This window comes from Mycobacterium sp. 360MFTsu5.1 (assembly GCF_000383495.1).
Lineage (GTDB): Bacteria > Actinomycetota > Actinomycetes > Mycobacteriales > Mycobacteriaceae > Mycobacterium > Mycobacterium mucogenicum_B.
This window is the reverse complement of record NZ_KB911466.1, coordinates 1-13941: the sequence shown is the minus strand read 5'-3', so window position 1 is coordinate 13941 and position 13941 is coordinate 1. Positions and strand designations below refer to the sequence as shown.

Sequence of the window (13941 nt, the reverse complement as noted above, 5' to 3'; positions counted from 1 at the left end):
AGCGCTCGGCGGGCCTCCCCCGAGCAGGGAGGCCCACCGATCGTTGACCTACTAGCTCGACGCGCCCGAGGCGTGCGAGCCGGCCCCGCCGTCGGCGCCGTGGGCCGAACCACCTTGGCCTGCAGTGGATTTCGCCGGTGCCGGCTTCTTCACAGGCTTCGGCTTCTCCGACTTCTGCTTGCTCGGCTTCTTCGATTCGGACTTCGTCGCCTCCGACTTCGTCTCCGACTTGGTGTCCGACTTGGTCGAGTCCGTCTTGTGGTCATCCGGCTTCTGGTTGTCGGGCTTCGCCGGGGTGGCCGGGGTCGCCGGCGTGGCGGGCGTGGCCGGAGTTGCCGGGGTCGCCGGCGTCTCCGCAGTGGCCGGGGTGGCGGGGGTCGCCGGAGTTGCCGGCGTGGCCGGAGTTGCCGGGGTAGCAGACGTCTCCGACTTGGCCGGCGTAGCCGGCTTCTCGGCCGTCTCCGGTGCCTGTGCCGCGGTGGCCTTCACCTGCGTCACCGCCACCGACGTCTGCGGGATGGAGGTGATCGAGTTGTCCGTGGCCGCCTTGGTCACCGAAACCTGGGTTGCCGCAGCCGGATCGGCGGCGGTCTTGGGGGCCAACGGATTGCCGGTGCCGCTCCAGCCGATGGCCTTGGCCAGCAGGTGGCTGAGGTTGACGAGCGCACCGATCGGCCCGATGCCCTGGCCGGTGATCTCCAACGGAAATCCCGGGGCGAGCACCGTTTCGGCAGTCAGGCCCAGGGAGTTCAGAATCGAGCCACCGATGCCGGTCATGTCCATGCCCGTCACGCCGGCGGTGAACAGCCCACCGAACTGGATGTTGAGTTTCTGCAGCTCGTTGCCGGCCGGCATGGTCTTGGTGATCAGCGGCGCCAGCACATCCAGGTTGAGATTGGCACCGTTGAGGAAGCCGTTGACCATGGCGGCCGGGATGTTGATGGCAGCTTGCGCCGCGGCCATCGCATTACCCGCGGCGAGCGAGGTCGCGATCTTGGTGATGCTGTTGACCAGCGCCACCACCGGGCTGATGCCGGGGCCAACCAAACCCATCAGCACACCACTGAGCGGTGACGCCAGCACGTTGACCACCTGCGTGACGATCGCGGACGCCTGCGGGTTGCCGGCCGTCGGAAGCATGTTCGGGAGCATCTGCGCGACCAGGCCGTGCCAGACGTCGTTCGAACCGGCGATGGTCCAGTCCTCCGGCTTGGTCCCCAGCAGCGTGGCGGCGGTGATCGCCGACTTCACGTTCTGCCCGACGTCCTGGATCACCGCGCCGATGTTGCCGGGGTTCTGCAGGATGGCCCCGACATGGCTGATCTGGTTCGCCAGGAACTGCTGCAGCAACACCGCCGGCGCTTCGGAGACGACCGCGCCGATTCGCTGCGCGTTCTCCGACGCGGTGTTGAACGCGTCGAGCCAGGGCTGCAGCGGGTTGTAGGCCGCGGTCAGCTGAACCGCGGCTGTGCTCACCGACGGAAGCGTCGGCAGCTTGGCGGCGGCAGGCACCGACGGCAACAGTGGGCCGGCCACGATGGCCGCCGTGGTCGCTGCGCAGATACCCGCCTTGGTATGGCGACGAACCGCAACATTCATGAAGTGACTCCTCGGGGTCGGCTTGCTTACCGGCGAGTAATTTACCGACGAGTAACCGAGTTAATCCAGAGTTTTTGACGAAGTCGTAACGAATCGGTAGCGACGACATGTGACCCACAGGCCACTCCAAACCTGTTTGCGTATTAGCCGGTAAAGCGCTGTTCATAGCCCCGCTAACCTTCCCGGCAAATGGCCAGTCGGCAAACCCATTTACGCCGCCGACAGAGCCCTTGACGCGACCCGGGATCAACGGGCGAACCAGCCGGATATATTCCGATTAGTAATGCTCAGGCGCATTTTCGACGTCGTGACCGGGACCACATCGCGTGTTGATCGTGATGGGAATCTCACACGAGCCGAGGCGGCGATGTGATCTCGACCGGGACGCCTCGTACCCGCTCGGGGCAAATCCGACAGGGGCCGCACCGGCGCGTCGACGCAATTGCTGCCGCCGTCCGTCCGGCGGCCTGCCGAGGCACCGGCCGGCGTCCACATAGTGAGACAACATGTGGGACCGGACGTCCCGGGCAATACCAGCAATCGTCTTCCGGGACTCCGCGGGGCACGACCGCCGATGCCGGCCGGCGCTTCGCCAAGTATCTTGGACCGTCGGTGGAACGCACCGAAGTGTCAGGCTGGTCAGGGGTTGCGGGTGCAAGAGAATGCGGCGCTGTCGGCCGCCGAGTTGCTCGAACTCAACCGTGACGTTCAGGGCTCGCGCGCAGTCCGACTGCTGGCCACCAACAACCTCGGCGTCTACGCCACGTTGATGGAGCGGCACCTCAGTGAAGGCATGATCGCCGAGACCGATCTGGTGGTTCGGCTGGAGCGCGATCTGGCGACGCTCGGCGAGACCGATGACCAGCTCGGACAGTCGGGCCTGGCCCTGATCAAGTCGTGGGCCAGCCAGGGCTGGGTGCACCGGGTGGCCGAAACCCGGGCGGGCGCCGAACGCAACGTCTGTTATCTGACGCAGGACGCCCGTCGCGCCCTCGACTTCGTCCGCGGCATGCGCCGTGGCGACAGCATCGCCACCGGCGGCTCGATCGCCGGCATCGCGTCCCGCATGCGTCAGATCGCCACACGTGCCGGCAATGACCCCGACCGCATCCGGGCCGGTATCGAAGCCGAGATCGCCGCGCTGCACCGCGAGCTCGACGAATTGGAAGCCGGGCTGCGCCCCGAGCCCGACGTCACCGACATGTACGACGAAGCCCGCGCCATCGCGCTGCAGATGGAACGGCTGATCACCGACATCGGCCTCTACGGCACCATGATCGAGCAGGCGACGCAGGCGCTCGACGACCCGATCGACACGAACATCGAGTACCGCGACCGACAGCGCCAGATGTACGCCGACTACCAGGCGGCATGGGATTCCGCGGGCCGCGATTCGCACCGGGCGTTCCTGCGGATGATCAACGACCCCGACCAGCGCGCCGAATTCGAGAACGACATCGCCACCGTGGCGTCGGCACTGCCCGAGCTGGACCCGGCGCTGCGCAAGGTGATGGCGGGATTCTTCGAGTTGATCGGCCACCAGATCGACGAGGTCGAACGCATCCAGCAGCGGTGCGCGCAGCGGGTCAAGCGATTCACCGCGTTCGGCACCATGGAGTCCAGCCGCGGTGTGGCCCGCCAGCTCACCGAGGCCATCGGCGCGGCCCGGACGCTGCTGAAGTCGTCGCTGACCGACTCCCGGCTGGACATCGAAGTCCCCTTGGCCCGGCACGCGATCAGCTCGATCGGCGCGCTGAGCTTCAAGATCGGCGACCTGTCGGCACCCAAACCTGCCGAAGCGGCACAGGGCGACGTCGACCTGTCCACCTTCGCGGCACTGACCACCCAGGTCGATGCACCGGCGATGTCCGAGATGCTCAATGCCGCGGTCGCGCGCCGCCCGGTGTCACTGGCCGAGGCCGTCTCGATGCTCGATTCGGCGTACCTGGGCCACGTCATCGTGTTGTGGTCGTGGGCCCTCAAACAACCCGCAGGACCGGGTGACGCGGGCGACGACACCATGTCGGTGCGATTCCGCTCGCTCGACGGTCGGGACCGCGAGATCGAGGTGCCCTCTCTGATGTTCACCGAGCCGGTCATGAGTACAGGAGCCATGCATGACTGACAGCCCCATCGATTTCGCCTCGCTCCCCGAGGTCGACAGCACCAGCCGGGCGGCGCAGCAGCGCCGTCCACGGTTCGACGGCGACGTCAGCGCCATGCCGGACCGCGCCTGCTGGGCACTGCAACACCTGCTGACCCGCCGCTACATCAGCAGCGAGTCCGACCGTGACGTCTACAGCTGGATCTTGGAGTACCGCAACGAATTGTCGGTGCGGTTGTCCGAACTCGACCTGCAGTTGCGCATCTCCGAAAGCGTGGACATCGCGTTCATCGAGCAGGCCCGTTACGAGTCGGCCAAGGGCATCAAGCTGCTGCGCCGCGAGCCCCTGGGCACCTACGACTCGATTCTGGCGCTGCACCTGGCGCAGCTGATGCGCGCCGGCGGCGACCAGAGCTTCCTGATCACCCGCGACGAGATGCACGGCATGTTCAGCGGTGTACTGAACGAAACCGACCGCGACGCAGTCACTTTCACCGCCCGCATCGATGCGGCGATCGCCAGGCTGACGGGCCTGGACATCCTGCGCCGTAGCCGTGACGACGAGGACAGCTACACCGTGAGTCCCGTCATCACGGCCGTGATGACGGCCTCGGTGATCACCGAGCTGCAGCAGCAGTTCGAACAACTCACCGGCGGAGGTACTGAAGCCGATGTCTGAGCAGTTTCACCTGTCCCGGCTCCAGATCATCAACTGGGGCGTGTTCGACGGTTATCACAGCATTCCGTTCAGCGCCGGCGGCTCACTGGTCGCGGGCGGCTCCGGCAGCGGTAAATCATCACTGCTGGACGCGATTTCACTCGGCTTCCTGCCGTTCAACCGGCGCAACTTCAACGCGTCGGGCGACAACACCGCGGCCGGCTCGAGCGCGGGCCGCCGCACCGTCGACAAGTACGTCCGCGGCGCCTGGGGCCAGCGCAGCGAAGCCGGCACCAGTCAGGTCATGTACCTGCGTGGCGAGGGCACCACCTGGTCGGCGGTCGCGGTCACCTACACCAGCAACACCGGCCGCACCATCACCGGCCTGGTCCTCAAATGGCTGACGGGAGAATCGCGTTCGGATTCCTCGAGCCGGTTCGTCATCGGCGACGGCGACCTGGACATCGAGGACGTCTGCAACCGGTGGGCCGCGGGCCGGTTCGACGCCGGGGTGTTCAAGGGCGACGGCTGGCGGTTCACGACCAAGGTCGAGTCGCAGTATCTGGCACAGTTGTATGCCTCGATCGGCATCCGCGCGTCGGACGCCGCACAGCAGCTGCTCGGCAAGGCCAAGTCACTGAAAAGTGTTGGTGGGCTTGAGCAGTTCGTCCGGGAGTTCATGCTGGACGAACCGGACAGCCTGGCGCGGCTGCCCGAGGCCCTCAAGCAGATCGACCCCCTCGTCGAGGCCCGCGAATTGCTCGCGGTGGCGCAGCGCAAGCGCAAGATCCTCGGTGATATCGAGGCCATCCAGGTGCGCTATGCCTCCGAGTCGACCGACCTCGGGATCATCGACCTGGTCGACCTGCCGATGGTGCGGGCCTACACCGATCACGTCCGGCTGCGGCACTGCCCCGCCGAGATCGAGACACTCGACGCGACCATCGACCAGCTGGAGAACGAGAACGCCGACCTGACGCGGCAGCTGAATCTGGCCAAGGCCGAAGGTGATTCGCTCAACGCCCAGATCAACGGCGCGTCGGCGAATGTCGGTCCGCTGCAGGCCCAGGTCAACGCCGCCGAGGCGCAGGCCGACGACGTGGCGCGGCGGCGCGCGGCCTATGAGGAGATGGTCGCGGCGCTCGGCGTCGAAGTGCCGGACACCGCCGACGAATTCTGGAACCTGCGCGAAGAACTCACCCGGCAGGCCACCGAGATGCTGGGCAAGCTGGAGTGGGGGCGCGACGCGTCCACCGACGCCGAGTACGCACAGAAGTCGGCACGCATCCTGCGCGACAACGCGGCCAAGGAACTCAAGCGCGTCGAGCACGTCGGCTCGGCGCTGCCCGAGTCCGCCGTGACGATGCGGGACCACATCTGCGCGGGCGTCGGCATCGATCCCGCCGAACTGCCCTATGTCGCTGAGCTTTTCGACCTGCAGCCCGAGCACTCTCGCTGGCGGCTGGCGGTCGAGAAGGTGCTGCGCGGGGTCGGCCTGCGGTTGCTGGTGCCCGATCAGCACTATGCCAAGGTGCTGCGGTTCGTCAACGAGACCAACATGCGCGGACGGCTGGCGCTGCACCACGTCCGCGCCGGCGCCTCGGGACGCGAGGCCGAGCCGAACACATTGGCGGGCAAGCTGTTCCTGGTCAAGCCCAAGCATCCCTGTGCCGCCGAGGCCGCCGACGTGATCGCCGCGGCCGGCGACCACATCTGCGTGGACACCCCCGACGTGTTCGTGCGGTTCCGCCGGGCCGTCACCGACACGGGTCTGTACAAGGACTCCGACCGGCTGGCCATCAAGGACGACCGGCGCCCGATCAAGCCATCCGAGTACATCTACCAGGGCGATATCAGCGCCAAGCTGGAAGCGTTGCACGCCGAACTGACCGAGGCCGAGGAGGCCTTCAGCACCGCCCGGCGCGCCGCGGATGAGATTGCGGCGCAACGTCAGCAGTGGCGCGACCGGGCCGCGGCGTGCAAGGCCGTCTACGAGCAGTTCCCGCAGTGGAGCCAGATCGACACCGACACCGCCGAGGGCCACGCCGACCGGCTCCGCGAGCAGTACGAACTGCTGCTGGCCGACCACCCCGACATCGAGGCGCTGTCGGCCCGCGCCGAGGAGTGCTGGGTCGACATCCAAACCCTGATGACGCGGCGCGGCGCGATCCAGACCCGGCGCGATGATCTCGACGCCCGCCGGACCAAGCTGATGGATCTGCAGGACCGGCTCTCCCCCGCCGCGGTGTCGGAGCAGGCCACAGATCTGTTGCGCCGCTACGCCGCTGACGTCCCGGTGCCGCTGGAACTGCTCAACCCGGAGCCGCACCGCGAGGCGCTGTTCGCGGCCATCCGCCGCGAACGCGACCAGCTCACCGAGAGCCGTCGGCGCTCCTACGAAGAGTTGTCCCGCATCGTCGCGACGTTCGACGCCTCGTTCCCGGATGCGATTCCGAACGACTCGGACGACTTCGACGAGCGCATCTACGACTACGTCGCGGTCTGCCGTCACATCGACGAGCGCGAGCTGCCCGACGCCTACGACCGCATGATGCGACTGATCACCGAACAGGCGCCCGATGCGATCCTGACGCTGCACCGCGTCGCCGAGCAGGAGACCCGGCGTATCAGCGAGCAGATCGACCGCGTCAACACCGGTTTGGGTGCAGTGGAATTCAACCGCGGCACCCGGCTGACGCTGCGCGCCAACCCGCGCAGCATGGTCGCCGTCTCCGAGCTGACCGACATCGTCAAAGCGATCTCCCGGCGCATCGCCGAGGTGGGGCTGGGCGACAAGAAAGCGATCCTCGATCAGTACGCCGACATCCTGCGGTTGCGAAACCGGTTGGCCGGCAACAACCCCGAGGACCGTGCCTGGACGCGCGATGCGCTCGACGTGCGAAACCGGTTCACGTTCGACTGCGCCGAGTGGGACGTCGCGAGCGGCGAACTGATCCGCACGCACAGCAATGCCGGTGACAACTCCGGTGGCGAGCAGGAGAAGCTGATGGCCTTCTGCCTGGCCGGGGCGCTCAGCTTCAACCTGGCCAACCCCGAAAGCGGCGACAACAAGCCGGTTTTCGCGCAGCTGATGCTCGACGAGGCGTTCTCCAAGTCCGACCCGCAGTTCGCCTCGCAGGCGCTGCAGGCGTTCCGCAAGTTCGGTTTCCAGCTGGTGATCGTCGCGACGGTGCAGAACGCCACCACCATTCAGCCGTACATCGACGGCGTGGTGATGGTGTCCAAGTCCGAGGCCACCGGCCGCAATGCCCGGCCGGTCGCCAACGTCGCCACCAAGACCATCACCGATTTCACCGCCCTGCGTCGGGAACTGAAAGTCCCCGAGCCTGTCTGATCGGAGCGTCATGCGTATCGCCACCTGGAACGTCAACTCCATCCGCACCCGGGTCGACCGGGTCACGGACTGGCTGTCCCGCGCGGACGTCGACGTGCTCGCCATGCAGGAGACCAAGTGCAAGGACGAGCAGTTCCCGACCATGCCGTTCGCGGCGCTCGGCTATGAGGTGGCGCACGTCGGGCACAGCCAGTGGAACGGCGTGGCGATCGCATCCCGCGTCGGACTCGAAGACGTGCAGATCGGTTTCGACGGCCAGCCGCAGTGGCAGGACGCCGACGAGGCCCGCGCCATCGGCGCCACCTGCGGCGGGGTCCGGCTGTGGAGTCTGTACGTGCCCAACGGCCGGACATTGGAAGACCCGCATCTGCCGTACAAGCTGAATTGGCTTGCCGCCCTTCGCGACACCTCCGCGAAATGGCTGGCCGACGATCCGTCGCTGCCACTGGCCTTGATGGGTGACTGGAACATCGCGCCGACCGACGAGGACGTCTGGGACATGGCGGTGTTCGCCAACTCGACGCACGTCTCCGAGCCGGAACGCGCGGCGTTCCGCGCCATCAACGACGCCGGCTTCGCAGACGTGGTCCGCCCGTTCACCCCGGGTCCGGGCGTCTACACCTACTGGGACTACACGCAGCTGCGGTTCCCCAAGAAGCAGGGCATGCGCATCGACTTCGTGCTGGGCTCACCGGAGTTCGCGGCACGCGTCACCCACGGCGAGATCGTCCGCGAGGAACGAAAAGGCAAGCAGCCCAGCGACCACGCGCCGGTGCTGGTGGAGTTGGCACAGTGAGCGCGGTCATTCACGCCGCCGAGCCGGCCAGCCTGCGCGCGCGCATCATTCACTTCTTCGCGTCATTGCTGTTGGCCCGCATTCTGATTCGCGCGCTGACCACCGCGGAGTACGAGGCGACGTCACAGCGGATCGTGCGCGTGGGACGCAACGTCAACAAGCTGGCCAGCCTGCAGCGTCGTCGGCCGCCGCGCGGCTTCCGGCTGGTCGCCGAAAACTGGAACGGCCTGCCCGTCGAATGGGTGTCGCCGTCCGACCTCGACGCGCCCATCACCGACGGCGTCATCCTGTATTTCCACGGCGGCGGGTTCGTCCTCGGTGACCTGAACACCCACCTGCGCGCCGTTGCCGCGCTCTCGCGCGTCACGCGATTGCCGTTGGTACACATCGAATATCGGCAGTACCCCGAGGTCGATCTGGCGACGACCATCCAGGACTGCCTGGGCGCTTACCGTCACTTGTTGAGCCAGGGCGTCGATCCGGCCAAGGTCATCCTCGCCGGCGACTCGGCCGGCGGATTCCTGGCGTTTGCCACCGCGCAGCAGGCCCCGAAGCACGGGCTCCCGAGTCCCGCAGGGGTGGTCGGCATTTCGCCTCTGCTGGAATTGGACAACGCCGCACGCACTGCGCATTCGACCGCGGCGACGGACGTCTTCGGGATCGCCGCCGGCTTCCCGGTCATCACCGAACGCATCTGTCCCGCCGGCAATCTCGACGAATTGGAGCCGGTTTCCGGTCCGATGGACGCGATGCCGCCGTCGCTGATCGTCGCCTCCGAGACGGAGTCACTGCTGTGCGACGCCGAGCGGATGCAAGACAGGCTGATCCAGGCCGGGCGCAAGTGTGAGGTCGCGGCGTGGCCCAGTCAGGTCCACGCGTTCCCGGCCATCTTCCCCGGGCTGCCCGAGAGCCGCCGCGCATACGCGCGCATGGCCGGTTTCATTTCCGACTGCCTGTCCGGCACAGCCCCGGCAAAGTCCGCCTAATTCAGGTACTGCTCCACCGACTCGACAAGCGCCGCCTCGACACGGCGTAGCGGCACGTCCGACTTGGTTGCCTGCGCCATGACGATGGCGCCCTCCACCGCCGCGACGGTCAGCGTCGCCTGCCGTGCGGCATCGTCGGGTGACAGGCCGGCCGCTTCCAGGCCGGCCGCGATGCGGCTTTCCCAGTCGAGGAAGACCTCACCAGCGGCGTCGGCCGCGGCAGGTGCCTCCGACCTGCCGAGGGCGGCAGCCATGATCGGGCAGCCGACTTCGAAGTCACTGCTGGTCAGGTTCGAAATCCACATCTCGACAAAGGCGCGCACCGCCCCGACCGGACCCTTTTCACCGATCAGGCGGTCGATGCCGTCGCCCAGCATGTTTCCCGCCGCAACGGTCGCGTCGGCGACGAGTTCGGCCTTGCCACCAGGGAAGTTCAGGTAGAGGGAGCGCCGTGCCGTTCCGCTGCGTTCGAGCAGTTGGCTGAGCCCGGTACCTGAAACGCCCTGGCGCCGAATCAGATCGATGGCTGTGACGACAAGCCGATCTCGGGCACTCATGTGACGTAACTCCCTGTCCTTCAGCATTGTTTGTACACCAGTCGGTCTACTAGCGTCTGCCTCCAATAGTAGACCGAACGGTGTAGTTCCGGTCTCGAATCAAGGGGGTCCGGGGTGGGACACAACAACAGGTTTTTCGCCGCCACCAGCCGTTTCTGTGCCAATTGGGCATGGGTCGTCATCGGCTTCTGGGTAGCGCTGGCCGGAATCCTCAACGTCGCCATCCCCCAACTCGAGCAAACCGTCGCTGAGCACTCGGCGCCGTTCATGCCCGCGAACATCAAAGCCGCACAGACGCTGCGCGAGATGTCCGACGCCTTCGGCGTCCCGCGGTCCTCGGCCGTCGGCAGCGTGGTGCTGGTCGACGAGAAGGGCATCAACGCGGCCGACGAGGCCCTCTACCGCAACATCGTCGCCACCTTGCAGCGCGACACCACCAACGTCGCCTACGTGCTCGACACCTACGACAATCCGCAACTGCGGGATATCGCACTCAGCCCCGACCACAAGGCGATCAACCTCGTCCTTGCCGGCACCGGCGACGTCGGGTCCACCAAGGCACACAAGAACACCATCGCGATCCGCGATCAGCTCCAGGCCCTGCCCAAACCCCCGGGGGTCGGGGTGTATCTCACCGGACCGTCGCCGACATTGGCCGACCTGTTCAGCGCCATGGACTTTTCCCTGCTGATCATCACCGCGGTGTCCGTCCTGCTGATCACGCTGGTGCTGCTCATGGTCTATCGGTCGCTGGCCACGGCAATGGTCCCGCTGCTCACCATCGGCATCGCCCTCGGCGTCGCCCGCCCCATCGTGTCGTTGCTCGGCATGGGCGGCACCCTCACCGTCTCGAACTTCACCATCTCGCTGATGACGGCGATGCTGCTCGGCGCCGCCACCGACTACGCGATCTTCATCCTCGCCGGCTATCACGAGGCCCGGCGCAGCCAGGTGCCCGTCATCGATGCGATAGCGCAAGCCGGGCAGCGGGTTTCGGGCATCCTGATCGCCTCGATGCTGACCATCGCGGCGGCCGCCACCGCGATGGGATTCACCGAGCTCGGCATGTTCAAGGCCGCCGGCCCACCGATCGCCATCGCGATCGTCGTCGGACTGGCGGTGTCGATGTCCCTGCCCTACGCCCTGCTGTCGATCCTGGGACGCCGCGGCCTGGCCGAACCGCGTCCCCTCAACGACCGACGCTGGCGCCGCATCGGATCCACCATGATCCGCCGGTCCGGAGTCCTGGTGACGGCATCGCTGGTGCTGCTGCTCAGTTCCGCAGCGGTTCTCACCACCTTCCGGGTGAACTTCGACGAAAATTCCATGCAGCTCGACGACACCGAGAGCGCGGTCGGATACGAGAAGACCTATGCGCATTGGGGTGTCAACGAGGCGGCACCGGAATACCTGATCGTCTCGGCCGACCATGACATGCGGAACACCGACGACCTGGCCGCGCTCGACCGCGTTGCGGGTCGCCTGTCGGGGATGCCCGAGATCGCCTATGTCCGCTCGATGACCCGGCCGGCCGGAAAACAGTTGCCGCAGACCACCATCGGCTACCAGGCCGGAATCGTCGCGAACCGGCTCGGCGATGCCAAGAACCAGGTCAACAAGGCCGTCCCCGACATCCACCGGCTGGACTCCGGCGCGGCTCAGCTGCGCGACGGTGCCGCCTCCGCCGTCACGCAGATTCCCCAATTGGTTTCCGGCATCCGGCAAGTCACCGGGCTCGCCCATCAGGTGCTCGACGGGTACCAGGCCGCCGGCGCCGGGTTGTCCACCCTCACCGACGGCACGGTTGACGTCCGTTCTGCGCTGGCCGATCTCAGCTCCTCCACCGGATTGCTCGACGCGGCGCTGCAGGCCATCGACGGCAACGCGCAGGTCGCCGACGCCGGTCGGCTGGTGAGTTCGGCTCTCGGCTCCGCACTCGACCCGCAACCCGGCCCCGACTGCCTGATGAACCCGGTGTGCAGCCGGGCCCGCGCGGACATCGCCGACCTCGACGCCATCTCCAATGGTGCGGTCAGCCGGGCACTGCTGCAGGCGCAGCGGCTCTCCGCGGTCCCGCAGGTGACCGTCGAGAAGGTGCGAGCCGCCGAGCCGGCCATCCGAGATGCGTTGGCCACGTTGCAGAAAATGGTCGCGAACCTGCCCGGTGGTTCGCCGGCGCAGGCCCGCACCCAGCTGACCGAACTCGTACGTGGCGCGGACCAGCTCAGCGCCGGGATGACCCGGCTGGCCTTCGGGCTCGATCAGGTCAAGGGCGGCGTGGACCAGGTGGTCAACATGTCCGGGCGGCTGACCGACGGGCTCGGTCAGGCGACGGACTACCTGACGACCTTGAGCACCCACACCGGCGACGGCCCGGCCTCGGGCTTCTACCTTCCGCCGCAAGGCTTTTCCGATCCGGCCTTCCGGGCCGCACAGGACCTGCTGTTCTCCCCCGACGGCAAGACCGCGCGAATGCTCGTCATCTGGAAGATCAACCCGTACAGTGCCCAGGCCCTCGATGCCTCCCGCGCGCTGGCGCCGGCGGCGACCGAGGCCGCAGCCGGAACCTCTTTGCAGACAGCACGTTTCGCCAGCACCGGCCTGGCGTCGCTCTCGGCCGACATGCGCGACCAGGTGTGGCACGACTTCGCGGTCTACGGCGTCGTCGCGATCCTGGGCGTGCTGCTGGTGCTGATCGCATTGCTCCGTAGCATCCTCGCGCCGGTGTTCATGGTCGCCGTGGTGACGCTGTCATTCGCCGCCGCCTCCGGATTCAGCGTCCTGGTCTGGCAGCACCTCATCGGAGTCGACATCGACTGGTCGGTGTTCCCGGTGTCCTTCATGGCGCTCATCGCTGTGGGCGCGGACTACAGCATGCTGTTCGCCGCCCGCATCCGTGAGGAGTCCGGTGACGGCATGATCCGCGGCATCATGCGCAGCTTCGGCAGCACCGGCAGCGTCATCACCACCGCCGGAATCGTCTTCGCGCTCACCATGTTCGCGCTCATGACCGGCCGGGTGATCAACCTGCTGCAGATCGGGTTCACCATCGGCATCGGCCTGCTGATCGACATCACCCTGGTGCGTACGGTGCTGGTGCCGGCCGCGATGGCCATGATCGGTAACCGCATCTGGTGGCCGAGCAAGCCGCACACCGCCGAGGGGCACGCCGCGACGACCAACGCGGAGCGCGAGCCCGCGACCGTCGACGCTTAGGTGGGCTGGGTAAATCGGGCGGGTTTGTTGGTCCTACCTCGTCCCATCGTGGCGGTGCCGGTGGATCGTCGACGCTTAGGTGGCCTAGCTGTCCTTTGACGCTCCTGCGGCCCCGGTCGCTTCGCCCGAAGTTCTCTGGACGGGTCTGGGACCCTCGGCGGTTAGGTCGGCTCCGCAATCGTTCCGGCCCATCCCCAAGGGCTCCGGCTCCGGCCTGTCGATCCCCGACGGTTAGGTCGGCTAATCGGTCCTGCCGTCCGGCGCGGCGCCTTGGCAGGTTGCCGGTGGCGTGGCTTGCCTCTTGGCGTCCCGCGTTCGCGGACCGAGTTGGCTAGTTGTCCTAACCGTCGACGATCCATGCGCCTGGGGGTGGAACCCAATCCTGCTGTGGCGCTTCTGTTTAGGTGCTCTAACCGTCGACGATGAGGCGATGTCAGCAGTCGCTGATCTTGTCGGTGGGCAGGTCTATATTCGAACGTATGAGCGAAACTATGAGTGATCCCCACGCCGCGGCCGCGGCGGTCGACGCGATCACCCTGGCCACCCGCCAGGAGAACGCCGCCGGCGCCCGGCGCCTGGCCGCGATCGGCGACCTGTGGGAGCTGCGCGCTCCCGACGACGACATCGAAAAACGGTACTGGGCGATCGACGGTTTTTCTGGCCTGGTGGT

General features: G+C 67.0%; 8 protein-coding genes and 1 pseudogene. 7 read left to right on the top strand and 2 right to left on the bottom strand.

Going from position 1 to position 13941, the window contains the following annotated elements; genetic code table 11:
* Positions 1–51 precede the first annotated feature (51 nt).
* Positions 52–1599, bottom strand: coding sequence for an outer membrane porin GjpA (gene gjpA, locus H289_RS0112255; protein ID WP_020101090.1), 1548 nt, complete (start codon positions 1597–1599; stop codon positions 52–54).
* A 652-nt stretch (positions 1600–2251) separates the two neighbouring features.
* Between gjpA and H289_RS0112250 the strand changes: the two genes are divergently transcribed.
* The 5 genes from H289_RS0112250 to H289_RS30400 are packed head-to-tail and all read left to right on the top strand — an operon-like array spanning position 2252 to position 9498.
* Entirely contained in the window at positions 2252–3724 is a 1473-nt protein-coding gene (locus tag H289_RS0112250) for a DUF3375 domain-containing protein (protein WP_020101089.1), read from the top strand.
* Positions 3717–4382: a DUF4194 domain-containing protein gene (locus tag H289_RS0112245; protein WP_020101088.1), complete on the top strand. Its 666-nt coding sequence runs from the start codon at positions 3717–3719 to the stop codon at positions 4380–4382. Before H289_RS0112250 ends, H289_RS0112245 begins: the two co-directional genes overlap by 8 nt.
* Positions 4375–7716 carry an ATP-binding protein gene (locus H289_RS0112240; RefSeq protein WP_020101087.1) on the top strand — a complete coding sequence of 1114 codons (3342 nt, stop codon included), beginning with the start codon at positions 4375–4377 and terminating at the stop codon, positions 7714–7716. The genes H289_RS0112245 and H289_RS0112240 overlap by 8 nt, the downstream gene beginning before the upstream one ends.
* Before the next feature lie 10 nt (positions 7717–7726).
* The gene (locus H289_RS0112235) at positions 7727–8512 is read left to right on the top strand and encodes an exodeoxyribonuclease III (protein WP_020101086.1); all 786 of its coding nucleotides are present in this window, start codon (positions 7727–7729) and stop codon (positions 8510–8512) included.
* Positions 8509–9498 (top strand): alpha/beta hydrolase, encoded by a 990-nt coding sequence (locus tag H289_RS30400; RefSeq protein WP_020101085.1) that lies wholly within the window; start codon positions 8509–8511, stop codon positions 9496–9498. Before H289_RS0112235 ends, H289_RS30400 begins: the two co-directional genes overlap by 4 nt.
* On the opposite strand, the gene H289_RS0112225 is transcribed toward H289_RS30400, so the two are convergent.
* Complete coding sequence (locus H289_RS0112225) at positions 9495–10082, bottom strand: TetR/AcrR family transcriptional regulator (RefSeq protein ID WP_231388005.1); 588 nt, start codon at positions 10080–10082, stop codon at positions 9495–9497. The two genes, H289_RS30400 and H289_RS0112225, sit on opposite strands and share 4 nt — an antisense overlap.
* A gap of 87 nt (positions 10083–10169) precedes the next feature.
* Here H289_RS0112225 and H289_RS0112220 point away from each other — a divergent pair, with 87 nt between their 5' ends.
* The gene (locus H289_RS0112220) at positions 10170–13271 is read left to right on the top strand and encodes an MMPL family transporter (protein WP_020101083.1); all 3102 of its coding nucleotides are present in this window, start codon (positions 10170–10172) and stop codon (positions 13269–13271) included.
* A gap of 479 nt (positions 13272–13750) precedes the next feature.
* A pseudogene (locus H289_RS32985) lies at positions 13751–13941 on the top strand (HNH endonuclease signature motif containing protein); the annotation flags it as partial.